The 25,437-nt window shown below is 71.9% G+C and carries 26 protein-coding genes; 15 read left to right on the forward strand and 11 right to left on the reverse strand.

The window, feature by feature from the left end; genetic code table 11:
* Positions 1-22: 22 nt before the first annotated feature.
* Entirely contained in the window at positions 23-1,291 is a 1,269-nt protein-coding gene (locus ACWCXX_RS21070) for a tryptophan 2,3-dioxygenase (protein ID WP_451129356.1), read from the reverse strand.
* A 320-nt stretch (positions 1,292-1,611) separates the two neighbouring features.
* On the opposite strand from ACWCXX_RS21070, the gene ACWCXX_RS21075 reads away from it, so the two are divergent.
* The 4 genes from ACWCXX_RS21075 to ACWCXX_RS21090 all read left to right on the forward strand — a co-directional run bounded on the left by ACWCXX_RS21075 (position 1,612) and on the right by ACWCXX_RS21090 (position 4,830).
* Positions 1,612-2,451, forward strand: coding sequence for an NmrA family NAD(P)-binding protein (locus tag ACWCXX_RS21075; RefSeq protein ID WP_451129358.1), 840 nt, complete (start codon positions 1,612-1,614; stop codon positions 2,449-2,451).
* Positions 2,452-2,572: 121 nt separating this feature from the next.
* Complete coding sequence (locus tag ACWCXX_RS21080; protein WP_451129360.1) at positions 2,573-3,235, forward strand: hemerythrin domain-containing protein; 663 nt, start codon at positions 2,573-2,575, stop codon at positions 3,233-3,235.
* A gap of 16 nt (positions 3,236-3,251) precedes the next feature.
* Positions 3,252-3,737 carry an anthrone oxygenase family protein gene (locus tag ACWCXX_RS21085; protein ID WP_451129362.1) on the forward strand — a complete coding sequence of 162 codons (486 nt, stop codon included), beginning with the start codon at positions 3,252-3,254 and terminating at the stop codon, positions 3,735-3,737.
* A gap of 100 nt (positions 3,738-3,837) precedes the next feature.
* Positions 3,838-4,830, forward strand: a complete 993-nt coding sequence (locus ACWCXX_RS21090; RefSeq protein WP_451129364.1) for an AraC family transcriptional regulator — start codon at positions 3,838-3,840, stop codon at positions 4,828-4,830.
* A 51-nt stretch (positions 4,831-4,881) separates the two neighbouring features.
* Here ACWCXX_RS21090 and ACWCXX_RS21095 read toward each other — a convergent pair whose 3' ends face one another.
* Complete coding sequence (locus ACWCXX_RS21095; RefSeq protein ID WP_451129366.1) at positions 4,882-5,094, reverse strand: DUF4287 domain-containing protein; 213 nt, start codon at positions 5,092-5,094, stop codon at positions 4,882-4,884.
* A gap of 180 nt (positions 5,095-5,274) precedes the next feature.
* On the opposite strand from ACWCXX_RS21095, the gene ACWCXX_RS21100 reads away from it, so the two are divergent.
* On the forward strand, positions 5,275-5,643 hold the full coding sequence (locus tag ACWCXX_RS21100) for a TetR/AcrR family transcriptional regulator (protein ID WP_451129368.1): 369 nt from the start codon (positions 5,275-5,277) through the stop codon (positions 5,641-5,643).
* Here the strand turns inward: ACWCXX_RS21100 and ACWCXX_RS21105 are convergent.
* The 6 genes from ACWCXX_RS21105 to ACWCXX_RS21130 all read right to left on the reverse strand — a co-directional run bounded on the left by ACWCXX_RS21105 (position 5,634) and on the right by ACWCXX_RS21130 (position 11,676).
* Positions 5,634-6,260: a DUF6518 family protein gene (locus ACWCXX_RS21105; RefSeq protein ID WP_451129370.1), complete on the reverse strand. Its 627-nt coding sequence runs from the start codon at positions 6,258-6,260 to the stop codon at positions 5,634-5,636. The two genes, ACWCXX_RS21100 and ACWCXX_RS21105, sit on opposite strands and share 10 nt — an antisense overlap.
* A 142-nt stretch (positions 6,261-6,402) precedes the next feature.
* Positions 6,403-7,227 carry an alpha/beta fold hydrolase gene (locus tag ACWCXX_RS21110; protein ID WP_451129372.1) on the reverse strand — a complete coding sequence of 275 codons (825 nt, stop codon included), beginning with the start codon at positions 7,225-7,227 and terminating at the stop codon, positions 6,403-6,405.
* A complete protein-coding gene (locus tag ACWCXX_RS21115) occupies positions 7,224-7,700 on the reverse strand; it encodes an SRPBCC family protein (RefSeq protein ID WP_451129374.1) in 477 nt (158 codons plus the stop codon). The genes ACWCXX_RS21110 and ACWCXX_RS21115 overlap by 4 nt, the downstream gene beginning before the upstream one ends.
* Positions 7,700-9,199, reverse strand: a complete 1,500-nt coding sequence (locus ACWCXX_RS21120; protein WP_451129376.1) for an FAD-binding protein — start codon at positions 9,197-9,199, stop codon at positions 7,700-7,702. Before ACWCXX_RS21120 ends, ACWCXX_RS21115 begins: the two co-directional genes overlap by 1 nt.
* Positions 9,200-9,218: 19 nt before the next feature.
* On the reverse strand, positions 9,219-10,787 hold the full coding sequence (locus ACWCXX_RS21125; protein ID WP_451129378.1) for a flavin-containing monooxygenase: 1,569 nt from the start codon (positions 10,785-10,787) through the stop codon (positions 9,219-9,221).
* Positions 10,788-10,797: 10 nt separating this feature from the next.
* Positions 10,798-11,676 (reverse strand): class I SAM-dependent methyltransferase, encoded by an 879-nt coding sequence (locus ACWCXX_RS21130; protein WP_451129380.1) that lies wholly within the window; start codon positions 11,674-11,676, stop codon positions 10,798-10,800.
* 173 nt (positions 11,677-11,849) lie between these two features.
* On the opposite strand from ACWCXX_RS21130, the gene ACWCXX_RS21135 reads away from it, so the two are divergent.
* The 3 genes from ACWCXX_RS21135 to ACWCXX_RS21145 are packed head-to-tail and all read left to right on the forward strand — an operon-like array spanning position 11,850 to position 13,846.
* Positions 11,850-12,098, forward strand: coding sequence for a hypothetical protein (locus ACWCXX_RS21135; RefSeq protein WP_389003765.1), 249 nt, complete (start codon positions 11,850-11,852; stop codon positions 12,096-12,098).
* 12 nt (positions 12,099-12,110) lie between these two features.
* Positions 12,111-13,097 (forward strand): 3-oxoacyl-ACP synthase III family protein, encoded by a 987-nt coding sequence (locus tag ACWCXX_RS21140; RefSeq protein ID WP_451129382.1) that lies wholly within the window; start codon positions 12,111-12,113, stop codon positions 13,095-13,097.
* Entirely contained in the window at positions 13,094-13,846 is a 753-nt protein-coding gene (locus tag ACWCXX_RS21145; protein WP_451129384.1) for an SDR family NAD(P)-dependent oxidoreductase, read from the forward strand. The genes ACWCXX_RS21140 and ACWCXX_RS21145 overlap by 4 nt, the downstream gene beginning before the upstream one ends.
* A gap of 158 nt (positions 13,847-14,004) precedes the next feature.
* On the opposite strand, the gene ACWCXX_RS21150 is transcribed toward ACWCXX_RS21145, so the two are convergent.
* Positions 14,005-14,430: a CBS domain-containing protein gene (locus ACWCXX_RS21150; RefSeq protein WP_451129386.1), complete on the reverse strand. Its 426-nt coding sequence runs from the start codon at positions 14,428-14,430 to the stop codon at positions 14,005-14,007.
* A 496-nt stretch (positions 14,431-14,926) separates the two neighbouring features.
* On the opposite strand from ACWCXX_RS21150, the gene ACWCXX_RS21155 reads away from it, so the two are divergent.
* Together ACWCXX_RS21155 and ACWCXX_RS21160 are read left to right on the forward strand one after the other, a co-directional pair.
* Complete coding sequence (locus ACWCXX_RS21155; RefSeq protein WP_451129388.1) at positions 14,927-18,283, forward strand: molybdopterin-dependent oxidoreductase; 3,357 nt, start codon at positions 14,927-14,929, stop codon at positions 18,281-18,283.
* A 21-nt stretch (positions 18,284-18,304) separates the two neighbouring features.
* A complete protein-coding gene (locus ACWCXX_RS21160) occupies positions 18,305-18,445 on the forward strand; it encodes a hypothetical protein (RefSeq protein WP_451129390.1) in 141 nt (46 codons plus the stop codon).
* A 7-nt stretch (positions 18,446-18,452) separates the two neighbouring features.
* Here the strand turns inward: ACWCXX_RS21160 and ACWCXX_RS21165 are convergent, their stop codons facing one another.
* Together ACWCXX_RS21165 and ACWCXX_RS21170 are read right to left on the reverse strand one after the other, a co-directional pair.
* Positions 18,453-18,737 carry a hypothetical protein gene (locus ACWCXX_RS21165; RefSeq protein ID WP_451129392.1) on the reverse strand — a complete coding sequence of 95 codons (285 nt, stop codon included), beginning with the start codon at positions 18,735-18,737 and terminating at the stop codon, positions 18,453-18,455.
* Positions 18,738-19,096: 359 nt separating this feature from the next.
* Positions 19,097-19,948 (reverse strand): AfsR/SARP family transcriptional regulator, encoded by an 852-nt coding sequence (locus ACWCXX_RS21170; protein ID WP_451129394.1) that lies wholly within the window; start codon positions 19,946-19,948, stop codon positions 19,097-19,099.
* Between the two features lie 361 nt (positions 19,949-20,309).
* On the opposite strand from ACWCXX_RS21170, the gene ACWCXX_RS21175 reads away from it, so the two are divergent.
* The 5 genes from ACWCXX_RS21175 to ACWCXX_RS21195 are packed head-to-tail and all read left to right on the forward strand — an operon-like array spanning position 20,310 to position 25,437.
* Positions 20,310-21,530, forward strand: a complete 1,221-nt coding sequence (locus ACWCXX_RS21175; protein WP_451129396.1) for an aminotransferase class I/II-fold pyridoxal phosphate-dependent enzyme — start codon at positions 20,310-20,312, stop codon at positions 21,528-21,530.
* A gap of 11 nt (positions 21,531-21,541) precedes the next feature.
* Positions 21,542-22,777 (forward strand): beta-ketoacyl-[acyl-carrier-protein] synthase family protein, encoded by a 1,236-nt coding sequence (locus ACWCXX_RS21180; RefSeq protein ID WP_451129398.1) that lies wholly within the window; start codon positions 21,542-21,544, stop codon positions 22,775-22,777.
* Positions 22,774-23,673, forward strand: coding sequence for a MaoC family dehydratase (locus tag ACWCXX_RS21185; protein WP_451129400.1), 900 nt, complete (start codon positions 22,774-22,776; stop codon positions 23,671-23,673). Before ACWCXX_RS21180 ends, ACWCXX_RS21185 begins: the two co-directional genes overlap by 4 nt.
* Positions 23,666-25,183, forward strand: coding sequence for an AMP-binding protein (locus ACWCXX_RS21190; RefSeq protein ID WP_451129402.1), 1,518 nt, complete (start codon positions 23,666-23,668; stop codon positions 25,181-25,183). Before ACWCXX_RS21185 ends, ACWCXX_RS21190 begins: the two co-directional genes overlap by 8 nt.
* Entirely contained in the window at positions 25,180-25,437 is a 258-nt protein-coding gene (locus ACWCXX_RS21195; RefSeq protein ID WP_451129404.1) for a phosphopantetheine-binding protein, read from the forward strand. Before ACWCXX_RS21190 ends, ACWCXX_RS21195 begins: the two co-directional genes overlap by 4 nt.

Genomic DNA, 25,437 nt, shown 5'->3' on the forward strand with positions numbered 1-25,437 from the left:
TCCTCCGGTTCGCGGATCGTGGTCAGCCGACGGCCGGCTGCTGTTCCATGGCCGGGAACAGCCGCTGGGAGATCACCGACGCCAGGTAGGGCACGCCCTCCGTGGCCCCGGTGCCGGTCCTGGTGCCGATCATCCGCACGGCCAGCCGGTAGTGGGTCTGCTTCCATCGCTGGTGCACCGCCTCCAGTTGCAGGGCCGCGGCCCGCACGGCTGCGGCGTCCGGCTCGGTGAGCCAGCCACTGGAGATCACGTCCTCCCAGGTGCCCTGCACGGTCTCCCGGCCGGCCAGCACCTCGCCGCGTACGTCAGGAACAGAGAGGAACGCGGACGAGTCCAGCCTTGCTCGAGCCGGGGTGGAGCAGTACGACTCGAAGGTCTTGTAACCCTCGGACTGGATGGCGCTCGCACCCTCCGTGAACTGCCGGAACAGCCGGAACGACTCGGGCTGCATGGTGGCGAGCAACGAGAACAGCGGCAGCGACTCGCGCAGCACGTCGGCGACCGCGGCGATCAACGCGGCGGCCTCGCCCGGCTGTTCGCCGCGCAGCGTGCGCACCGCCTCGTCCAGCGTCGCCGACATGAAGGCGAACGTGGCCTCGAACGACTGGAGCACCCGCAGGAAGAGGTACTCGTCGTGCAGGACGTACACCGGCTGGACGCTGGTGCGCAGCAGCAGCCGCTCCTCGGCGGTGGTGGTGCGCAGCACGGCGTCCGCGAGCTCACCGGCGGGTGTGCGGCCCGGCGTCCCGGCGACGGAGACGGGATCGACGGACCCGTCCAGCACCCGCAGTGCGGCCGGTTCCATGACCCGGACCGCGAGCCGCAGCCGCTTGTTCAGGAGCAGGGCGCCGGGGAGCATCCCCTGCGGATCGCGCGGCGTGCCGTCCAGGACGAGGCGCTCGAAGCCGATCAGGTCGGCGAGCAGCAGGAGCACCGTGCGGTCGCGGTGCCGGCGCAGCTCCTCCCAGCCCGCCCGGTTCCCGGGCGCCCCCCGGCGCAGCAGCGCCAGCGCCGTGTAGCTGGGGTAGTCGTAGCGGCCGTCGAACTTGTCCAGGAGAACGTCGAGGAAGGGCCCGGCATGGGCGTCCCGGAGGCCTTCGGCGCCGTCGGCGTCCGTCTCGGAGAGCAGGGCGCGGCACTCGGCGAGGAGCGAGAGGAGCTCCTCGTCGAGGAAGTGCTTTCCCACGGCACGCAGACGGCCGATGACGCCGTCGTACGGAAATTCCTCCGCCCCTCCGGAACCGCACCAGTCGGAGAGTTCGTGCCGGAGCGCTGTGTCGGTTTCTGCCATCTCGTTTCTCCTTGGGCCCGGCAGTGGATGGTCCGAGATTCACCGGAGCCCCTGGAAGAACGCTCAAGTCTCGCTCCACAACCGACCCGGACCAGGTGGAGCCCGCCCCGCCCGGCCCCCGGTCCGGCGGTTTCGCCCACAGTCCTGGTGGGGGAACGGTCGAGAACGCATCCGGCCCGATGGCCGCCGCGCCTCCCGCCGCCTACGGTGGGCGCCGTGGTACTCCGTTCCTCCGCAGGGCCCGGAAGCTGGACGCCCGCGTATGGAGTTGAGCGTTGTGGCTATGGCCCGTCTCATCGCACTGGAGTTGACTGAACGGCATGACGAACACGCGGAACGGACAGACGACCGAGACGAAGACGACCCTGGTGATCGGCGGCACCGGAAAGACCGGACGCCGGGTCGCGGAGCGGCTCACCGCCCGGGGACTGCCGGTGCGTGTGGGCTCGCGCAACGGCGAACCGCCCTTCGACTGGGAGAACCCCGGCACCTGGGAGGCGGCACTGGACGGCGTCGGGGCCGTCTACGTCACCTACTACCCCGACCTCGCCTTCCCGGGGGCCGCCGAAGCCGTCGGAGCCTTCTCCGAACTCGCCGTGAAGAAGGGCGCGCGCCGTCTGGTGCTGCTCTCCGGACGCGGCGAGGAGGGCGCGGTCGTCAGCGAGAACAAGCTCAAGGAGTCCGGCGCCGACTGGACCGTCGTACGGGCCAACTGGTTCAACCAGAACTTCAACGAGAGCTTCTTCCTGGAGCCCGTCCTCTCCGGCGAGCTCGCGCTGCCGACCGCCGACGCCGTGGAGCCGTTCGTCGACGCCGACGACATCGCCGACGCCGTCACCGCGGCCCTCACCGACGACCGGCACATCGGCAGGACCTACGAACTGTCCGGCCCCCGGCTGCTCAGCTTCCACGACGTGGCCGCCGAGCTGTCGAAGGCCACCGGCCGGGAGATCACGTACATCCCGGTCGAGCTCGACGACTACCGGGCGGTCCTGCGGGAAAACGGGCTGCCGGTCGAGTTCGCCGACCTGTTCGGCCTGATCCTCGACGGACGCAACGCCAGCGTCGTCCACGGCGTGGAGGAGGCCCTCGGCCGCAAGGCGCGGGACTTCTCCGACTTCGCGAGGGACGCCGCCGCGAGCGGCGTCTGGAACGTCTGAGGACCCGGCCCGACCCCCCAGTGCCACGGTCCCGGAACCTGTCGGGCGGCCACCCGACAGGCTCCGGCCGCGGCATCGGACCCCACCCCCACCCATCCACGTGCACGGCCAGGAGGCGGCCATGAGCAGCACCATGTCCAGCGAGCACCTGGGCACCCTGCCCGGACACTTCCACGGCTTCGCACTCATGCATGTGGCGATGCGCCGCGACGCGCGACGGCTGACGGCCGCCGCGCCCCGGCTCGCCGCCACCGGACCGGCCCCCGCCGTCGCCGAGTGGTGGCACCGGCTGCGCGACGTCATCGACTGGCACCACCGCAGCGAGGACGAACTGCTCTGGCCCGAACTGCTGCGCCGGCTGCCCGGCGCCGAGGACGTCGCACGGACCCTGGACGGGGACCACGCCGAGCTGGACGCGGCGATGGACGGGGTGAGTGCCGCCCTGCGGCCGGGCGCCGACCCGGCGGCGGTGACACCGGCGGCCGCCCGGTTCGACGAGGTCCTGCACGAACACCTCGCGGAGGAGGAGAAGGCCGTCTTCCCGCTCTTCGCCCGCCTCGACGCCCGGGACTACCTGGCACTGGAACAACGCCTGGTGCGCACCGCGCCGCGGGGCGTCCTCACCTACCTCCCGCCGTGGATGTTCGACGGCGCGGAACAGCGGTCCGTGTCCCTGGTCGCGGCGACGATGCCGCCACCGGTACGGCTCCTCGGCCGTACGGTGCTCAGACGCCGCTACGAGCGCGGACTCGCCGCGATCGTCGCCCCCGGCCCCCGGAACTGACGGAAGGAACCCCGCAATGCCCACGGCAGCCCAGCCCGCGCTCACCGCCGCCACCATCGCCATGGGGCTCAGCGCCGGTCTGTACTTCGCCTTCGACGTCTCCGTGATGCCGGGGCTGGACCGGGGCGACGACCGGACGTACCTCACCGCGATGAACCACATCAACGAGGCCATCGAGAACGGCCTGTTCGGCCTCGTCTTCATCGGCGCCTTCCTCGCCACGGCCGTCGCCGGCGGGCAGCTCCGGCGCATCGGACGTCGCACCGCGGCCCGGTGGACCTGGGCGGCGCTCGGGCTCTACACCGCCGCACTCGCGCTGACGGCCGCGGTCAACGTCCCCCTCAACCGCCGCCTCGCCGCATCGGGCCGGACCGCCGGTGAACTCGCCGAGCTGCGAAGGTCGTTCACCTCCACCTGGGTACGGTCCAACGCGGCCCGTACACTCGCCTGCACCGCGGCCCTCGTCTGCCTCGGCCGCGCCCTGGCCTCGTCCCGGCACTGATCCCCGCCTCGACAGGACAGGCCCTCGAACCGCGCCCGCCCTCCGGCCATCCCCCGTACGGAGGGCGGGCGCCATCCTCCCGGAACGGACGGATCACCCCATGGACGTGCTCACCGGTCTCCTGGAGGGGCCCAAGGCGCGCGGCGCCTTCCTGCTCAAGTCCGTCTTCAACCCGCCCTGGTCGCTGCGCGTCGAGGACCGCGCCCCGATCTCCCTGGTCACCATGGTCCACGGCGCCGCCTGGGTGGTCCCCGACAGCGGCGCCCCGGCCCGCATCGGCCCCGGCGACGTCGCCGTGCTGCGCGGCCCCGACCCGTACACCATCGCCGACGCCCCGGACACCCCCGTCCAGGTCACCGTCGGCCCCGAACAGCGGTGCAGCACCACCGACGGCGAGGACATCACCGACACCATGGCCCTGGGGGTCCGCACCTGGGGCGACCCGATCGGCCAGGGCTCGGCGGTCATGCTCAGCGGCACGTACCAGGCGCCCAGCGAGATCGGCCGCCGTCTGCTCAACGCCCTGCCCGCCCTCCTGGTCCGCCCCGCCGCCCTCGACGACACCCCGCTCGTGCCCCTGCTGGCCGAGGAGATCGGCCGCGACGCGCCGGGCCAGGAACTGGTCCTCGACCGCCTGCTCGACCTGCTCTTCGTCAATGTGCTGCGCACCTGGCTCGCCGAGCCGGACGCCGGGGCCCCCGCCTGGTACCGCGCCCAGTCCGACCCCGTCGTGGGTCCCGCGCTGCGGCTCCTGCACGAGAACCCGGCCCGCGCCTGGACGGTGGAGTCACTGGCCCGCAAGGTCGGCGTCTCCCGGGCGGGCCTCGCCCGCCGCTTCGCCGAGGTCGTGGGGGAGCCGCCGATGACGTATCTGGCCGGCTGGCGGCTCGCCCTGGCTGCCGACCTGCTGCGCGAACCGGACGCCACGGTGGCCGTGGTGGCCCACAAGGTCGGCTACAGCAGCGCGTTCGCGCTGAGTTCGGCCTTCAAACGGGTACGGGGGATCAGTCCGCAGGAGTACCGCACGAACGGCGCCTCGCGGGGCGTGCAGCCGTCGACGGTCCCGTCCCGGACGGTCGTGCTGGGCGACTGACGCCACGCGAGCGGGACTCGAGGGCCCCCGCTCACGGCGCGCAGTGGTTGTTCACTTGCCGCTGTCCTCGGCCAGGGTGTGCGCGACCAGGGCGTTGGCGTGGCCGTGGCCCAGGCCGTGCTCGGTCTTGAGCCAGCCGACGAGCTCCATGTGCTTGGTCAGGGGCGAGGAGCGGATGAGGTCCTTCCACTCCGCGACCGGGCGGCCGTACTTCTTCTCGATCGAGGGGAAGTAGCTGGCGGGGCCCTTCACCGGTGCGGTCATGTCGTCGTTTCTCCCCTGTTTCGTGTGCGGTGACCGTACGGGCCGTATGCGGTTTCCCCCCGGCTTTTCCCGGTCGGGCTACTCCGGCGCGAGAACCGAACGGCGCGGTACTGCCCGGAACTGAGCAGTACGGTACTTCCTTGAGAACTGGACTGTCCAGTACTCAAGAATGGGGGCGGCGTGGAAGTGAACGGACAGGGCCGGTCGGCACGCAAGCACCAGGCGATCATGGAGGCCGCGACCGGGGCCTTCATGGAGAAGGGCTACTCCGGCACCAGCATGGACGACATCGCGAGGCGGGCCGCGATGTCCAAGCAGACCGTCTACAAGCGCTTCGCCGACAAGGAGAAGCCGTTCGCCGAGATCGTCCTGGCCACCACCGACCGCATCGACGGCATGATCGACCCGGTGGCCGACCACTTCTCCGGCCTGCTGCTGGGGATCCCGGTGAACAAGGCCGTGCTCCACGGCGGTCCCCGGTACACCGACGCCGAACTCGACCGCTGCGCCGCGGCAGGCGTCCGCGCCTTCCTCGCCGCCTACCGCTGACCGGACGGAACCCCGCCGTCCGGCCGGTGAACGTCGGCCGCGGGGAGCGTCGTTCGCCGCTCGGCCAGGAAGCGGCGGACGGCCAGGCCGACGCCGAGCACGGCGCCCGTCCAGACGACGACCTCGGCGAGAACGATCGCCGGGGTCAGGGTGAGGTGCGGCCGGGGCGGCAGCACGACCATCTGCACGGCGGCGCCCACCGGAACCGTCAACGCCGCGAGCAGACCGACCGCTCCGGGCCGCCTGGCGGTCGCTCCCAGCACACCGAGGACCGGTCCGAACAACAGCCCCGCCACCGACCAGAAGACCATGGCGGTCTCGGCGTCCGCGACGACGACGTCCGTCACGTAGTACGCCACCGTGGCGGCGACCAGTGCCAGGGCCCCGGCCAGCGCGCCCCGGACCAGTGTCCCGGCCAGCCAGCCCGCCGCCACCGCCAGCGCTGCCCAGGCCCAGCCCGCGTCCAGCAGCAGACTGAGCACCTTGGCAACCCTGCCCCCGGGTGTGCCCTTGAGCGGCGCCCCGATATCGGTGTACGGCGACGAGAGTGCGTTGACGAGCGAGGTGACGGCCCCGAAGGCCGCCCCGGCGGCGAGACTTCCCGACATGATCTTCATACCGGGAGGGTAGCCAGTGCGCCGTGACGCTCCTCGGGGCGTGTCCGGCGGATCACGGCCGACGGCTTCCGGACGGGGAACGGACGCGCGGGCGCCGGGGCGTGGGAGGGGCCACGATCCGGCGCCCGCGGTGCGGGCCCGCTCACAGCAGTTCCCGCACCGCCCGCACGACCGCCTCCGGAGCCTCCAGGGGCAGCATGTGCCCCACGGAACCCAGCTCCTCGAACCGGGCCTCCGGCAGGGCGTCCGCCACCGCGCGGCCCAGCGCCGGGGCGATCACCCGGTCGGCCGCGCCCGCCAGCACGACCGCCGGCACCCGTACGCTCCCGAGCGCCTCGCGCAGGTCCATGCCGCGCGAGGAGCGGAACGCGTCCGCCCGCACCCGGGGCGAAGTGGCCACGAACATCTGCCGGTTGACCTCCATGGCCCGCGGATCGGCCCGCTTGCCCATCGTATGCCCCAGCAGCCTGCGGCCCAGCGCCGGCCGGGACAGCGCCCGGGAGAACAGCGCGCTGCCCATCATCCGCACCTCGCCGTCCGGGGTGTCCTGGTCGTGCGCCGCCGTGCCCAGCAGCACCAGGCCCTTCAGCGCACGCGCCCCCGACGAGACGTACGACAGGGCCGCGAAGCCGCCGCCGGAGTGGCCCACGACCACCGCGTCGGGGGCTTCCACCCGGTCGACGACGGCGCCCAGGTCCTCGCCGAGCCGGGCGATGCCGAACGGCTCGCGGCCCGGCACCGAAGCACCGTGCCCGCGCTGGTCGTACAGCACGACCCGGTGGCCCTCCCGGATCAGCCGGTCCGCCACCGTGCCCCACACCCGCCGGGACGCCGCCCAGCCGTGGGACAGGATCACGGTGGCGCCCGACGGGGGACCCAGGGGCGCCAGGACGGTGAGCGCGAGCAGGGCCCCGTCGCTCGTGTACACCGCCGTCTCCGCGACCGGCACGGTCGCGACCGCGCTCACCCCCGCTCCTTCGCCAGGACCCGGTTCAGCGACACGAACGCCGCGCTCGTCGCCCTCGAATGCTCCGCCCCGATGTCGGCGACCTTGGCGAGCACCCTCAGCCAGCCGTGCGGGCGGCCCCGGAAGTGCATGCCGATCCGGGTCCGGGCGCCGTCGTCCACCGGGTCGAGCACGAAGTCGCCCACTCCCCGGAAGACCCCGTCGACGTACTCCACCGACAGCCGCCGCCCCGGCTCCACCGCGGTCGTGCGCGCGGTGAACCGCAGCTTGGGCCCGCCCTTGTCGACGCCCTTGGTGTGCACCGTGACCGCGACCTCGCCGCCCACCACGTCCGGCGCGCCGGACGAGACCGCGAAGGTGTTGGCCGGCACCCACCAGCGTCCCCCGCCGCGGAACTCGGCGAGCAGCGCGTCCCAGACGGCCTCCCCGGGTGCGTCGACGACCGCCTCGTCGATCAGGTCGTAGCTCGTCATCAGCCTGCCTCTCCGCCGAAGAAACCCTGACCCGGGGTGAGGACGTTCGACGGGTCGTAGCGCCGCTTCGCCCGGCAGAAACCGTCCCAGCGGGCCCCGAAGTGCGCCTTCCAGTCGGCCGTCGTCATCCCCGGCACCGCACCGACCAGGTACCGCTTGCCGCCCATCGCCACCGCCTTGTCGTACAGCCGGCGGTTCTGGTCCAGCATCGCCCGGATGCCGGTCTCGCCCGGGTCGGGGAACCGCAGCAGGTCGAAGAGGTAGCCGACCGGCTCGTCCGGCTGCACCGCGAGCGGCCGGGTCACCTTGCGCGTGTAGTACGGGTAGAAGAGCAGGAACCCGCCGCCGAGGTCGGCCGCGGTCAGCTCCTTCTCCACGATCTCCATGAACGCCCTGGTCTTCGAGGCGGGCAGGAACAGGCTCAGCCAGGGCTTGGGCTGGTACCAGTGGCCGCTCTCCTTGAGGTACGCCTCGTAGCCGTCGAGCCGGAACATGTAGTCCCGGTAGCCGAGGTCCTCGACCACCGCCTCGGCGCGGCTGTCGCGCAGCCCCGACAGCAGCTTCGCCCGGTCCGGGACGGCGCTGCCCGAGTAGTTGGCGGCGACCTCCATCTTGTAGCGCCAGCCCGAGTCGTCGGGCCTGCGCAGCGTCTCGCCCGCCTGGACGTGGAAGCGGTTCTCCGCCATCACCTTCTCGCTGTCCGCGAGATACGTCGCCAGGTCGTCGTAGAAGAGGCTGAAGACCACCGACCGTTCGGGGGCGGGCACCAGCCGCAGCCGGGCGCGCAGGATGATCGCGGTCTGCCCGCCGCCCGACAGCACCGAGTCGAACAGGTCGGCGCAGGACGACGGGGACACGGTGAGCAGGTCGCCGTTGCCGGTCACGACGTCCAGTGACTGGACCGTGTCGCACAGCAGGCCGTACTTCTGCACGGTGCCGCCGATGCCGCCGATCGACAGCGTCCCGCCGATCGACAGGTGCATGTAGTCGGGCAGGGCGGGCGGGGTCAGGCCCGACTTCAGTGCGGCGTCCGTCAGTTGGCCCCAGGTGACGCCCGCCTCCACCACCGCACCGGTCGAGTCGATGCTGATGATCCTCGACCTGGAGCGGGCGTCGACGGAGATGCCGCCCGCGGGTACGGACGCCTGGCCGTAGACCGAGTGCGACTCCTGGTCGGTCCCGGTGCCGCCCTGCCCGTTCACCGCGAGCTTCAGGTTGTTCGTCCGGGCGTAGCAGACCATTCTGGCGACGTCCCGGTCGGAGCCGGGGCGCAGCACCGCCCAGGGGGCCGAGCCCTTCAGCCGTCCGAAGTCCTGGCGGAAGCGCTCCAGGTCCGCCGCCGAGGTGGTCAGCGTGCCGTCCAGGGCGGGGACCGGCGCCACGGACGCGCCGCCGGACACCTCGGCCGCGGTGGCCCACGACTGGCTCGCGGCGCTCCATCCGACGACCGCGGCCGTGATGCCGCCCAGCACCTGGCGCCGCGAGAGCGTGGTGTTCATCTGCGTTCCTCTCCTTCGGCTATGCGTGGTCAAGGCTCGGTCTGCCGGCCCCGACGGAGGTGGCGAGCCGGTACTCGGCCAGGTCGAAGCGGCGGGTGCGGCGGCGGAACCGCCAGGTGTACGTGGGCCAGATCGACGGGTTGCGCCCGTGCTCGTCGAGGTACCAGCTCCGGCAGTTCCCGGCGTTCCACACGGTCCCGTCGAGGCGCCCCTGCACCTCGTCGTTCCAGGCCCGCTGGGCCTCCTCGCGGACCTCGACACTGGCCAGGTCGCGCCGCTCCATGTGCCTCAGGGCGTCCAGGACGTAACCGATCTGCGCCTCGATCATCACGACCTGGGAGGAGTGCCCCAGGGTGGTGTTGGGTCCGAGCAGCAGGAACAGATTGGGGAAACCGGCGACCGTCGTGCCGCGGTGCGCCGTCATGCCGTGCTCGCGCCACACGTCGCGCAGCAGTCGGCCGTCGCGGCCCGTGATGCGCCCGGCGACCGGGCGGTCGGTGGCCTTGAAGCCGGTACCGAGGACGATCGTGTCGACGACGCGTTCGGTGCCGTCGGCCGTGACGACCGACTTGGCGCGCACCTCGGTGATCGCGTCGGTGACCAGCTCGACGTTGGGCTGCTGGATCGCCGGGTACCAGGTGTTGGAGAACAGCAGCCGCTTGCACGCCATGACGTAGTCGGGCGTGAGCCGGGCGCGCAGCGCCTCGTCCGGGACGGACTTGACCAGGTGGTCACTGGCCATCTTCTGCATCTTCCCGGCGACCTTGGGCCGCTTCATGACGAAGGCCAGGACCTCGCGGCCCCACATGTTGAAGTTGCGCCGGAAGTTCTGGTAGCCGGGCACCTTGTGCAGCAGCTTCGACTGCAACGCACTGGTCGGTTTGTCGTCCTTCGGGCCGATCCACGGCGGGGTGCGCTGGTAGAGGTCGAGCCGCCCCACCTCGGGCTGGATCTTCGGGACGAACTGGATGGCGGAGGCACCCGTGCCGATGACGGCGACGTCGCGGCCCCTCAGGTCGTGGTCGTGGTTCCAGCGCGAGGAGTGGAACACCGTGCCCTCGAAGTCGTCGAGCCCGGGGATGTCCGGGTACGCCGCCTCGGAGAGGTAGCCGGTGCCCGAGACCAGCACCTGGGCGGTGTAGTCGCCCTGCGAGGTCTCGATGTACCAGCGGCGGGTCGGTTCGTCCCAGCGGGCGGAGAGCAGCTCGTGGCCGAAGCGGATGTGGGGGCGGACCCCGAACCGGTCGGCCACGTCCCGCAGATAGGCGAACAGTTCCTCCTGCTTGCCGAAGGTGGACTTCCACCCCGGGTTCTGCGCGAACGAGAAGGAGTACAGATGGGACATCACGTCGCAGGCGGCGCCCGGGTAGGTGTTGTCCCGCCAGGTCCCGCCCACCTCGTCGGCGCGTTCGAAGACCAGGAAGTCGTCGGTCCCCTCGCGCAGCAGGCGGATCGCCATGCCCAGTCCGGAGAAGCCGCTGCCGATCACGGCGACCCGCAGATGCCGGGTGGGACCGCCGCCGCCCGTCCGGGGGGTGGCGGGTGCGGCGGCGCCGTCGTCGCGCGCGGGTTCGAGAATGCTCGTCACGTCGGCCTCCTCAGCGTCGCGCGATGGTGACGCGGAAGTTGTTGAAGAACTTGTCTTCCAGCGTGTAGGCGAAGATGTCCAGGTAGCGCTCGAAGCGGGCCACGACCTCCTCGCCCTCCAGGGCGACGGCCTCGTCCCGGCGGGCGGCCAGCAGCTCCAGCCAGGCACGGCAGGCGACGGCGAACGACTCGCGCTCGTTGACGATCTCGACGACGTCGAAGAGCCCCTCGGCGGCCTGCGTCAGCTCGTGCAGGTGCGGGATGTGGCAGTTCTCGAACTCGGAGCGCTGGAGGAACTTCAGGTCGTCGAGCAGCTGCCGGTTCATCGGCAGGGCCTCGGCGGTCATGGTGTGCAGCACGAACCGGGCCCCCGGCTTCAGCGCCGCGCCCACCTTGTTGAAGAACACCCGGTACTTCCTGGTGCGTTCGCGCGGCGGCAGCGTGGAGGAGACGAAGTGCTCCAGCGCGTTGATGCAGAACGCCGCGTCGTACGGGTCGTCGGTGACGTGGTCCTCCCACGACTCGACCCGGGTGGTGATCCTGGGGTTGTCCAGGCCGGCGACGAACTGTTCCTGGGTGCGGCTGAGGGTGAGGCCGACGGCCTGCTCCACGCCGTGCACGGTGGTCAGCCGGTTGAGCATGGTGCCCCAGCCGCAGCCCACGTCCAGCACCCGGCGGGCGCCCGCGGCCCCCGCGAGTTCGACGAACGTGTCGAGCTTGCGCTCCTGGGCCTCGTCGAGGGCCTCGGTCAGGCCCTCGCCCTCCTCCCAGTACCCACCGGAATACATCATGGTCGGGCCCAGCAGGAGGCGGTAGAAGTCGTTGCTCACCTCGTAGTGGTGCCTGATCGCGTCGACCTCGGGGACCGACCTGTCTGCGACCGTCGTCATTCTTCGTCAACTCCTGTCCGGCGTGCGGATGTCGCAGACGAGAAAAGCGGGTCGCTCGCAACAGATGTGCAAGACGGTCGCCGGAATCCCGTGTTGCGCACGCGTTGCGTGGGCCGGGATTCGATTCCTTCCGAACGACCGAGCCCTGCGAGAAAGGACCGCACACCATGTCCATGCCCACCATTGAAGAACTGGCGAGCCAGCTCGAAGCCGTTTCGGGCGCCGAGAAGGTCGACCCGGACCACCCGCTCCAGCACATCGCGGACGTGGACTCGCTGGACCTGATGGAGTGGCTGTACGGGTTCCAGAACAGGTACCCGGACATCCCCGCCGACGAGTCGCTGTTCGCCGACATCGACGACACGACCACCCTGCGCGTCGTCCACGAGCGCATTCTCGCGCTCGTGCCGGCGCGGGCCTGAGCGGGGCCGCCCGTGAACGGCTTCGACATCACCGGGTGGGGCATGTCCGTACCCGAACGCGTCGTCTCCAGCAAGGAGTTGGCGCAGCGCTTCGGCGTCGACGAGCACTGGATCGTCAGCCGGTGCGGCATCCGTGAGCGCCGGGCCGTCGGGCCGGGGCAGACGACCGCCTCCCTGGCTGTCGAGGCCGGCCGGCGAGCCCTGGAGAAGGCCGGGCTGAGCGGCGGCGACATCGCGCATCTGATCGTCGCCACCGCCACCCCCGAGCAGCCCTCCCCGGCCACCTCCGCGTTCGTCCACCACGAACTCGGCATCGCCGGCAGCGCGCACGACGTCAACTCCGAGTGCGCGGGGTTCGTGTACGGACTGGTCCAGGCCATGGCGCTGATCAAGATCGACCCCCGGCCCATCCTGCTGATCGGCTCCGACACGCACACCCTGACCGCCAACCCGGCCGACCGGGACCTGTCGATCCTCGTCGGCGACGGCGCGGGCGCCGTGGTGCTCCAGCCGGCGGACCGGGACCGGGTCCTGGCCTGGAACCTGGGCGCCGACGGCAGCTGCACCGGCAGCCTCAAGGTACTGGCGGGCGGCAGCCGGATGCCCACCACCGAGGAGACCGTCCGCCAGGGCCTGCACTACGCGCAGATCAACGGCAACGAGATCTACCTCAACGCCGTGCGCTACACGGTGCGCACGGTGCGGGAGACCCTGAAGGAGGCGAAGGTCGAGGCGGCCGACGTGGCCCACGTCATCCCGCACCAGGCCAACATCAGGATCATCAACTCCATCCTCGGCCACACCGGTCTGCGCACGGAGGCCCTGGTCACCAATCTGCACAAGTACGGGAACACGGCGTCCGCGTCGATTCCCATCGCGCTGGCCGAAGCCCTGGACGAGGGCCGGATCGAGGACGGCGACCTGGTGCTGCTGGCCGGCTTCGGCGCGGGCATGACCTGGGGATCGGTCCTCCTGGAGTGGGGCGGAGGAGACAGGTGAGCGCAAAGCCGGCGGGAACCCGGCCGAAGCAGCCGGTCGCCCTGGTCACGGGCGCGTCCGGCGGGCTCGGCCAGGCCCTGGCGATCGAGCTGGACGCCCTCGGCTGCCGGGTCGCGGTCCACTACAACAGCTCCGAGGAGCGGGCACGGGCCGTACGGGACAAGCTGACGAACGACTCGGTCGTGGTCACCGGCGACGTCGGCTCGTACGAGGCCGTCACCGCGATGTACCGGGAGATCGAGGAGCGGCTCGGCCCCGTGGACGTACTCGTCAACAACGGTGCGATCCGCAAGGACGCGCTGATGGCGATGCAGTCGCCGGCGGACTGGACCCAGGTGATCCGAACGAACCTGATCGGTTCGTTCCACACCGCGCGGGCGGCCGTCCCGCACATGCTGCGGCAGCGGTGGGGGAGGGTCGTCAACGTGGTGTCGCCGTCCGGTCTGATCGCGACCGCGGGCCAGACGGCGTACTCCGCGTCGAAGGCGGGCCTGATCGGCTTCACCCGCACCCTGGCCGCCGAGTGCGGCCGGCGCGGAGTCACCGTCAACGCCCTGTCCCCGGGGTTCATGATCACGGGCATGACGGAGAGCCTGCCCGACCGGGTGAAGGAGAGCATGGAGGAGAAGGCCCCCGTACCGCGCTTCGTGACGGTGGAGGAAGTGGCCCGCAGCGTCGGCCTGTTCCTCGACCAGGACTGCATGACGGGGCAGGTCGTCAGCATCGACAGCGGGGTCTCCATCACCTGACCCCGTACGCGGGGAAGGGGGCCGGGCCCCGGTGGCGTCCGGGGACCGTCGCGGCACACGGCCGGCTCTGCCGGCCCCGAGTGGTTCACGCAGGCGCCCGGCCGGACTCTCCCGGCCGGGCGCCTGCGCGTGGGCGGCCCCGGTGGACGCCATCGGCCTCATCGGCCCCGTGCCCCGGCCGCGCGTTCCTCGGCCCGCGCCCGTACACCGGCGTCGGAGCAGAAGCCGAGCCCCGAGCTCTTCAGACAGAGCAGGCCGACCAGCCGGTCGCCCTCGGTGGCGACGGCGAGCCTCCGGCGCCCCGCGGCGACCATCGCGTCCCATGTCTCGTGCAGCCCGGCGGACGGCGCGACCACCCGGTCGCCGAGCCGTCCCGCCGGGGCGACCGGCTCGTGGTCGCCCCGGCCCACCAGGTCGGGCCGCTCGACGACCGCGATCAGCACGCCGTCGTCGACCACCAGCAGGGCGTGCACCTTGTCGTTTTCGAAGAGCTCCCGCGCCTGCCCGACCGTCGTCGACGGAGGGGAGGTCTTGGGAAAGGTGTGCATCGAGTCCGCGACGGCGGTGTCCGTCCCGGTGCTCATCGGGGCGCCTTCCGTCGCTCTACTTCGGCCGGGTGCAGCCGCACGCCGTCCCCCGGTTCTGGAGGGCCTGCAGCGCACAGGCGGCAAGGCATTGGAGAACGGCCCGCCCGGCCCGGGACGTGACCGCGGCGGCAATGGCCGAGCGGAGTTTCGGTGCTTGCGTTCGTTCCGTGACTTCGGACATGCGGCGAGCTCCCTGCTTATACGGACGGGGGGTTATGTTCCCCGATTCAGTCTACATACCCCTGGGTGGTATCCAGGGTTGGCTGAAACATCCCCCTCCGCCCCTTCCTCATCGGTCGAGCCGTGATCAGAGGCTTGCGGTGTTACCCCCAGGGGGTGTACTTCTGAATACCCCATCAGGGTATCCAGAAGTATGGGGGAGCCGACCGGGCCCGTTTCCGTTCCCGGCCCCGGACGACCCGAACCGACCCCTCCGTACCATTCCGGCACACGGATCCCGATGCCCGACCACAACAAGGGGAGACAGCGGACGATGACCGAGGCACGTGGCTACTGCACCCTCTGCAAGTCACGCTGCGGCGCGATCTACACCATTGAATCGGGAGCCATGGTCGGCGTGCGCCCGGACCCGGACCACCCCACGGGCGCGGCGCTGTGCCCCAAGGGGCGGGCGGCACCCGAACTCGTGCACAGCCCGGCCCGTCTCACCCGGCCGCTGCGCCGCACCACACCGCGGACCGACCCCGATCCCAAGTGGCGGGAGATCGGCTGGGAGGAGGCGATGACGGAGATCGGCGCCCGGCTCGCGGAATTCCGCGACACCACGGGGCCGGAGTCCGTCGCCTTCTCGGTGACCTCGCCCAGCGGCACGCCGATGAGCGACGCCCTCGAATGGGTGGAGCGGTTCGTCCACCTCTACGGCAGCCCGAACATCTGCTACTCGACCGAGATCTGCAACTGGCACAAGGACTTCGCCCACGCCTTCACCTTCGGCAGCGCCCAGCCGGCACCCGACTTCCCGCACACCGACCTGACCGTGATGTGGGGGCACAATCCCGCCAAGACCTGGCTCTCCCGGTCGGCGGCCCTGGCCGAGGCACGCGCACGGGGAGCCCGCCTCGCCGTCGTCGACCCGCGCCGGACGGCCGCCGCGATGCAGGCCGACCACTGGCTGCGGGTACGACCGGGCACCGACGGCGCCCTCGCCCTCGGACTGGCCGACCTCGTGCTGCGCCGCCACGGCGGCGACCAGGAGTTCCTGCGGGCCTGGACCAACGGGCCGCTGCTGGTGCGCGACGACGACGGCCGCTTCCTGAGGGCCGACGAACTGACCCCCGACGGCGTCGGCCACGTGGTGTGGGACGAGCACGGCGGCCGGCCCGAGCCCTACGACACCACCCGGGCCGCCCCCGCCCCGCAGCGATTCGCCCTGCGCGGCACCCACCGGGTCCGCACCCGCTCCGGAACGGTCACCTGCCGACCGGCGTTCCAGCACTACCTCGACGCCGCGGCGGCCTGGCCGCTGGAACGCACGTCGTCGGTGACCGGGGTGGACACCGACACGCTCATCGCGTTCGCCGACGACCTGGCCACCTCGCGCGCCGTCAGCTACGGAACATGGACCGGAGTCGGCCAGCACGTCGACGCGACGCAGACCGAACGTGCCATCGCCACCCTGTACGCGCTCACCGGCTGCCACGACGCCCCCGGCGGGAACGTCGTCCTGCCGCAGCAACCGACCGCCAAGGTGTCCCTGCCGCCCGCGCCCGAACAGGCGGCGAAGGCGCTGGGCCTCGCCGAACACCCCCTCGGCCCCCCGGCGTCCGGCTGGATCTCCGCACGGACCCTGTGCAGGGCGATCACCGAAGGGGACCCGTACCGCGTACGCGCCCTGGTCTCCTTCGGCGGCAACCTGCTGCTGTCGCAGCCCGACCCGATACGCACCGCCGAGGCCCTGCGACAGCTCGAATTCGGCGTGCACATCGACCTGTTCGAGAACCCCACCTCCCGGTTCGCCGACATCCTGCTGCCCGCCAACACCCCCTGGGAACGGGAAGGACTGCGCGCGGGCTTCGAGATCTCCCGGCGCGCCCAGCAACGCGTGCAACTGCGCCCCCGCATGCTCGACCCGCTCGGCGAATCCCGCTCCGACCTCGACATCGTCTTCGACCTCGCCTGCCGCCTCGGCCTCGGGGACGAGTTCTTCGACGGGGACATACAGGCGGCCTGGAACCATCAGCTCGAACCCCTCGGCCTCACCGTGGACGACCTGCGCGCGGTTCCCGGCGGCCTGGACCTGCCGCTGCCGATGCGGTACCGGAAGTACGCCGAGACCATGCCCGACGGGCGGGTCACCGGATTCGCCACCCCGACCGGGCGGGTGGAGCTGTACTCGCAACGGCTGCTCGACCACGGCTACTCCCCGGTGCCCGAATCCGACGGCGCGCCCACCGACCCCGACTTCCCGCTGACCCTGAGCTGCGCCAAGAACGGGTACTTCTGCCACAGCCAGCACCGCGGACTGTCGTCACTGCGCAGGCGCTCACCCGAACCCCTCGTCGAGATCGGCGAACAGATCGCCGCGGACCGGGGCATCACCGACGGTGACCTGGTGGAGATCACGACACGCGACGCCACCGTGCGGATGCGCGCCCGGGTGGATCCCGGCCTGCACCCCGACACGGTGGTCGCCGAGTACGGGTGGTGGCAGAGCACCCCCGACCTGGCACTGCCCGGATCGGACCCGCTGGCCGACGGCGGACAGAACTACAACCTGCTCGTCGGCGACACCGCGCACGACCCGATCAGCGGTTCGGTGCCACTGCGCTCGACGGCCTGCGACATCCGCCCCGTACCGACCGGAACATGGTCCGGCCCGCGCGAGTTCGTCGTCGAATCGACCGACGAAGCGACCGAGGACGTACGGGAGTTGCTGCTCCGTCCGGCCGACGGCGGCCCGCTGCCGGAGTTCCGCCCCGGTCAGCACATCACCGTCGCCGACACCGATGCCCCCGACATCACCCGGGCGTACTCACTGACCGGCGTGGCCCGGGGCGACGACCTCACGACGTACCGGCTGGCCGTCCGACGGATCGAGGGCGGCGCGTTCTCCCCGCTCGTGCACCGCGGCCTCACCGCCGGGACCCGGGTACGGGTGACCGCTCCTTCCGGCCTGTTCGCCATCCCGGTCGACCACGACCAGCCGGTGGTGCTGCTCGCGGCCGGCGTCGGCATCACACCCTTCCTCGGCCACCTCGAAACGCTCGCGGCCACCGGCGGTTCGGTACCCGAGGTGGTCCTGCACTACGGCAACCGCAACCACAGGACCCACGCGTTCGCGGACCGGCTGCGGGAACTTGCCGGAGCGATACCGCAGTTGACGGTGATCGACCACTACAGCCGCCCGGAGGCCGAGGACGTGGAGGGCGTGCACTACTCGGTCCGCGGCCGGATCACCGCCGACGGGATCGACGAGGAACTGATCCGCCGCCGCGCCCGCTTCTACCTGTGCGGGCCCCAGGAGATGATCGATGACGTCACCGCCGGACTGAAGGCGCGTGGAGTGCCGGGCTTCGACGTCTTCGCCGAGAGGTTCCAGGTCGCCACGCGGAGCGTCGAGCTCCCGGCGGACGCCACCGCGACCGTGCGCTTCGCCCGCTCGGAACGCGAACTGACCTGGACCCGGGCGGACGGCACACTGCTCGAACTCGGCGAGAAGGCAGGGCTGAAGCTGCCGAACGGCTGCCGCCTGGGACAGTGCGAGAGCTGCGCCGTCACCGTCCTGAGCGGACAGGTCGCCCACCTGGTGGCCCCGGCCGAGGACCTGCCCGACGACCGGGTGCTGACATGCCGGGCGGTGCCGGTCACGGACGTCGTGCTCGACGTCTGAGGCCCTTCCGCTCCGGGTGGCGTGACCGAACGCCCCTTCCGGCGCACGGTGGAGCCGGGCGGGGCGCGTCGGCTCGTCGATCACGGCTGGGAGACCAGCAGATGGACGGCGAGCCCGACGATCACCGCACTGGACACCAGGGCGGTGGACAACCGGCCGTGAGGACCCGTCAGCACACGGCCGAGCAGGGCTCCGCCGCCGGCGCGAGAAGCACCACGGCCGAGACCTGGCGCAGGGGCGGCGCGATCGACTCGACGAGGGGTGCGAGCGCCGAGCCTCCGGCCATCGAGATCAGCGCGTACAGGCCGTCGGCGGTCGCGACGCCCAGAGCGGCACAGGCACCGACCCGCAACGACGTCCGCGCGGTGAGGGCCACGAGACAGGTCGCGACCGCTCCCACCGGCATGGCGATGCCATAACCGGCCAGGAGCCCGGCGACCAGGGCCGCGCTCACGTGCGGCGCGGAGTCGGCCTCCCCGGACGGCCGGGCTGCTGTCGGCCCGGCCCCGCAACGGCGGCGGAGGGCATCGGCAGCAGGGACGCAGTCGTCGTGGTCATGGGCAGATCCTCGGGCCGCCCGGCCGGCCGCGCAGCCCGATTACGCGGTTGTCCGGGCCGGCCCGGAGCCCGGCCCAGCCCGGTTCGGACGAAGCAGGCCTCGTGGCAGCCGGCGGACGGCGGGTCTGGCCGCGGGGGAACGGGAGTCGGGGACCGATGGGGTCGTCGCGCGCTTTCGGCGGGGCCTGTCGCGCCCTCCCCGACAGGGTTCACCGTACGCCCCCGGCGGGGCCCTCCCCGCCGGGGCACTCGCGCCTACCTCGGCGGGGGCAGGGCCTCGAACGCGCCCATCAGGACCGGGTCCAGAGTGCTGGAGCGACGGGCCGGGCGGGGGCGGCGGGTTTGGAGGGTGGGGCCGACGGCCCGTAACAGGTTCAGGTACGCCGCCTGGGTCTCGGCCGCCGGGTCGATGCCGAGCTCCTCGGCGAGCACCTCGCGCAGCTGCTGGTACGCGCGCAGCGCGTCCGCCCGGTTGCCGGCCGATGCGTACGCCGCCATTTGGCAGCGATAGGCGCTCTCCCGGAACGGGGCGCGGCGCACCGCCTCGTCCGCGTACCGCACCCCGTGGTGCTCGTCGCCCAGGGCCGAAGCAGAGAGGCTCGCCAACTCCAGTGCATTCAGGCGCAGTTCATCCACTCGTTCTCGGATGGTGCTCACCCACTCGCCGTCGTGCGCCGGCAGGAACGAGCCGCGCAGATTGGACACCGCCCCGGAAGCGAGCTGCTGCGCCACGGCGTAGGCGCGCTCCGCGAACGCGTCCTGCGCCTCGGTGACCGCCGTGTCGGCCGCCTCCAGGTCCACGGCCGTGTCGTCGGGCAGGCGCAACAGATAGCGGCCGCTGTGGGCGACCAGTGGTGTCCCGCCCGGCCTCTGGTGCGGATCGCTGACATAGGCGCGGACCCGGCTGACGACGCTGCGCAGGGCCGATGCCCAGGTGTCGGGCAGCCCGTCCGGCCACACGGTGTCGGCGAGCTGGTCGCGACCGGTCCCCGAGGAGCGTTCCAGGACGAGCCGGGCGAAGGCCACCTGGGCCTGGGCGCTGGACAGGTGCTGGGGCGGAGTTCCGTCGTGCTCGATGGTGACGAGTCCTACGAGTCTGATCAGCAAATCTGGCTCCCCAAGACATCGGCGGCTCCCCTGGCCGAAAGCGCGTGGGTGCGGCACGGAATGGATCGTGGACCATTTCGGGAACGATCACATGATCGTCACCCCTTTTACATTCTCTTTCCCGTGCATTCGACCGTACCGGCGGTTAGTCAACCTGTTCAACCGTGGCTGTAAACATACCGGTGCGAATAGTCGGAACCGTCCCTTCCGGTATTTGACGATTCGTCATTCGAGCTCTCCGCAAAAGAAATTCGAGGGCCCCGTGCCCGTATTGCGCGCGTCTTGCGGTCACCCCCTAGAAATGACGTCGCGTTGGCACAAGGAAAAGAAGCCGCACGAAGTCGTGGAAGAGGAGACGCACGTGAACGCACCCGGAGCATGGGATCGCCTCGAACCGAAGCTGGCGGCCACCCGGCGGCGGGTGCAGGCGCTCGAATCGAAGCCCGAACGCCGCAACAGCTTCGTCGCCTACACCGTCGAACGCGACAGCGCCTACGCCGACCTCGACGGACGCCGACTGCTGATGATGTCCGGATACAGCTACCTCGGACTCGCCGGCGACGAACGCGTCGTCGCCGCCGCCAAGGCCGCCGTCGACCTCTACGGGACCGGCAACCACGGCGTGCGCGCACTGGCCGGTTCCATCCCGCTGCACGAGGAACTGGAGGCCGAGGTCGCCAGGTTCGCCGAGCGCGAGACGGCCATGGTCTTCGGCTCCGGCTACGCGGCCAACGTCGGCACCGTCGGCGGCCTCGTCGGCGCGGGCGACACCGTCTTCATCGACAAGTACGACCACGCCTCGATCGTCGACGGCTGCCGCCTCTCCGGCGCCACCGTCACCCGCTTCCGCCACAACGACGTCGACCACCTCGACCGGAGGCTGCGTGCCGCCGGACCCGACGGCGTACGCCTCGTCGTCGTCGACAGCGTCTACTCCATGGACGGCGACATCGCCCCGCTGCCCGAACTGCGCAAGGTGTGCGACGAACACAACGCCCTCCTGATGGTCGACGAGGCACACGCGCTCGGCGTCATCGGCGCCACCGGACGCGGCATCGAGGAACACTTCGACCGCGGCGTCGAGGTCGACATCAAGCTCGGTACGCTCTCCAAGGCCATCCCCTCCATGGGCGGCTGGGTCGCCGGACCCGAGCGGCTGATCGGCCATCTGCGGTACGCGGCACGGCCGTTCCTGTTCTCCGCCGCCCTCGGCCCCGCCCAGACCGCCGCCGCCCTGGAATCGCTGCGCATCCTGCAGCGCGAACCGGAACGGGTCGCGCACATCCAGCACCAGTCCGAGCGGCTGCGCGGCATCATCAACGCCGAGGGGCTGCGCACCCAGGACAGCGAGACCGCGGTCCTGCCGCTGATCGCGGGCTCGGACGAAGCGGCGTACGACCTCGCCACCGCCTGCCGCCGCAACGGCGTCATCGGACTGCCCGTGGTCACCCCGGCCGTCCCCAACGACCTCGCCCGGCTCCGCATCGCCGTCACGGCCCGCCACACGGAGGCCGACATCGACTTCGCCGCCGAGGTCTTCCTCAAGTCCGCCCGAGAGTGCGGCATCCTCCCCGCCCGATAGGACGTACCCCCATGGCGACCTCCACCGGACCAGCGGTCGTGATCACCGGCATCGGCGTGGTCACCCCCGCCGGCTGCACCCCCGACGAGCTGTGGGCCGCACTGCGCGCCGGCCGGTCCACAGCGGCCGGGCTCACCCACCTCGACCTGACCCGCCACCGGGTGCGCATCGGTTGCCGGGTCCGCGGGCTCGACGCCATGAACCTGGTGCCCGCGAAGGACGCCCGCCGGATGGACCCGTTCGCGCTGTACGGGACGAGCGCCGCACTGGCGGCCCACCGGGACGCCGGTTCCCCGGCCCCGGAGCCGGGCCGTACCGCGGTCGTCGTCGGCAACGCGGTCGGCGGACGGGCCACCAGCGACCGGGAGTCCGCACTGTTCACCGCGGACGGCCCCCACCGGGTCAACCCGCTGATGCCGCTGATGACCATGCCCAACGCGGCCGCCGCGCAGATCGCGATGCGACTGGGCTGGACGGGGCCCGCCACCACCATCGCCACCACCTGCGCCAGTGGCGCCGACGCCATCGGCCAGGCGGTGCTGCTGCTGCGGACCCACCGGGCCGACATGGTCGTCGCGGGCGGCTGCGAGTCCACCCTGACCCCGGTCACCCTGGCCGGCTTCGGCAATCTGAACGCCGTCTCGCTGCGCAACGACGAGCCGGACCGGGCGTCGCGGCCGTTCGACGCCGACCGTGACGGGTTCGTGATGGGGGAGGGGGCCGGCTTCGTCGTCCTGGAACGGGCCGACGACGCCCGTGCGCGCGGCGCGCGAGCGTACGCCGAGGTCGCCGGGTACGGCGCCACCTCCGACGCCCACCATCTGTCGATGCCGCTGCCGGACGGTGCGGGCGCGGCCGGGGCGATGGCCGCCGCCCTCGCCGAAGCGGGCCTCGTCCCGTCCGACATCGCCCACATCAACGCCCACGGCACGTCGACCCCGCACAACGACCGGGCCGAAGCCGCCGCCCTGACGAAGGTGTTCGGCACCGCGGGCCCCCCGGTCACCGCCCCCAAGGGCGTCATCGGCCATCTGATCGGCGCCGCGGGCGCCGTCGAAACGATCGCGGCCGTGCTGGCGATGCGGGCCCGCGAGGTGCCGCCCACCGCCAACCACGAACGCCTCGAACCAGGAATGGACATCGACGTGGTCCACGAACACCCCCGCCCCATCGTCTCGGGCCCCGCCCTGTCGAACTCCTTCGGCTTCGGCGGCCACAACGCCTCGCTGGTGGTGGTGCCCGCATGACGACGACGGCCCGGCCCCCGCGCCCCGCCACCACCGCCGCAGAGCCCCCGCGCCCCGCCGAACACACTGCCACCGCCACTGCCGAATGCACCGTCACCGCCGAGGAGGTCGCCGCCTACCGGGCCGCCGCCCGCGTCGGACTTCCCCCGGCCGCGAACGACCAGGCGTCGCCCGTGCACGCCTTCGTACTCGCCCACGCGGTGGCCGACCGCACCGTGCGGTCACTGATCGCGGGACAGGAGGCATCGGTCGTCCACCTCGGGCAGGACATCCGGCTGCGGCGGCCGGTACGGCCCGGCGAGAGCGTCGGCATCGCACTCGACGTGATCGGCGCCCGGAGCGAGCCGCGCGGCACCCGGGTCGCCGTACGCACCCGGCTCACCGGCCCCGACGGCACCGAATTCGCCGAACTGGTCACCGGCGCCCTCCTCGTGGGCGCGCACGGCATCGAGCCGTTCGGCGAGATCCCCCGGGGGAACGCCCCGGCACCCTCCGGCCCGCCCGGCGAACCGGTCACGGCCGCCCACGAACTGGCCCCGGACGACATCCGCGCCTACGCCCACGCCTCCGGCGACCTCAACCCCCTCCACCTCGACACCGCCACCGCCCGCGCCGCCGGATTCGAGAACGTCATCGCCCACGGCATGAGCGTCGTCGCCCTGGTCTGCGAGGAGATCGCCGACCGGTACGCGCACGGCGACATCGCCCGGATCCGCGCCGTCAGCGGCCGGTTCTCCGCCCCCGTCCTCCCGGGCGAACCGCTCGACATCACCCTCCAGCCCGATGCCGACCGCACCGCCGTGCGGTTCACCTGCCGCACCTCCGGAGGAATCGCCGTCAAGGCGGGCCGGGCCGAGGTCGCCCCCGCACCGGAAGGAGACGGCCCCCATGACTGACACACCCCCGCGGCCCCCGGCCACCGGACTCCTCACCGGCTTCCTCACCCACGTCCGCGAGCGCCCCGACGCCCCCGCACTCCTCCAGCACGGCGAGGAGACGACGTACCGCACGCTGTACGAGACGGCCGGCCGCGAACGCGAACGCCTCGCCCTCCTCCGCCTCGCCCCCGACGAGCCCGTCGGCATCCTCGCCCCCAAGTCCCCAGCCACCGTCGCCCTCGTCCTGGCCTGCCTGCTCGCCGAACGGCCCTTCCTGCTGCCGTCCCCGGCACTCGCCGACGCCCAGCTCGCCGAACTGTTCGCCCAGGCCGGCTGCCGGCACGTCCTCGCCCCCCGCGGCGAACCGGAACGCATCCTGCCGCCGGGCACCGCCGAACCGTTCCCGCTGCCCGCCGCCACCACCTTCATGCTCACCACCTCCGGCTCCACCGGACTCCCCAAGATCGTCCCGCTGGGCCGTGACGCCGTGGACCGGTTCACCGCCTGGGCCGGCCCGGCCTTCGGCATCGGACCCGGCACCACCGTCCTCAACCACGCACCGCTCAACTTCGACCTGTGCCTGTTCGACGTCTGGACGACACTCGCGCACGGCGGCCGGGTCGTCCTCGTCGACCCGGCCAACGCCGCCGACGGCCGACGCGTCCTGGACCTGGTGGCCCGGCACGAAGTGGACATCGTCCAGGCCGTGCCGATGCTGTACGGACTGCTCGCCGACGCCGCCCGCCGGACCGGGACCGCCCTGCCCTCCGTACGGCACGTCGTGTTCACCGGCGACGCCGTGCCCGACCGAACCCTCGCCGAACTGCCCCGGCTCTTCCCGAACGCGCGGCTGTACAACGTCTACGGGTGCACCGAGACCAACGACAGCTTCATCCACGAGGTCGACACCGGCACCACCGCGTTCCCGCCCGTCCCCCTCGGCCTCCCGCTGCCCGGCGTCCGGGCCCTCGTCCTCGACGACCACGGCACACCCGTCGAGGGCCCCGGCTCCGGCGAACTGTACGTCTCCACCCCCTTCCAGGCGCCCGGCTACCTCGACCCCACCCGCCACCGCGGCAAGTTCACCGGCCATCCGCTCGGCCTCGACGACCGCCCCTGGTTCCGCACCGGCGACCTGGTGCGCCGCGACGCCGACGGCCTGCTCCACCTCACCGGCCGCGCCGACTTCCAGGTCAAGGTGCGCGGTGTCGCCGTCAACACGGCCGAGATCGAACAGGTGCTGCTGCGCCACCCCGCCGTGCTCGAAGCGGGCGTCGTCGCCCGGCCCGACCCCCTCACCGGCCGCACCCTCGTCGCCGGGGTCCGCCGCGCCCCCGGCACCGGGCTCAACAGCCTCCAGCTCAAGGAGCACTGCGCCCGCGGCCTGCCCAGGGCGGCCGTCCCCACCCTCCTGCGGATCACCGACGACCCCCTCCCCAAGACCTCCACGGGAAAGGTCGACCGCAACGCGCTCGACCGTCCCGCCGAGCGGCGCCCAGCAGTCCCGAACGAAGGAAGGACGTCATGAGTCACACCGCCACCATCAAGAGGTTCGTCATCGACGAATTCCTGCCCGATCTCGGTGCCCACGAGCTCGCCGACGACCACGACCTCCTCTCGGACGGCGTCATCGACAGCCTCGGCGTACTGAAACTGATCGCCTGGGTCGAGGACCACTTCGAACTCGCCGTCGGCGACACCGACCTCGACCCCAACAACTTCCGCAGCGTGGCGGCGATCGACGCGTTCATCGCGGACTCCCGCCAGGAGGTGGGAAGTTAG

Source organism: Streptomyces sp. NPDC001732 (assembly GCF_053596315.1).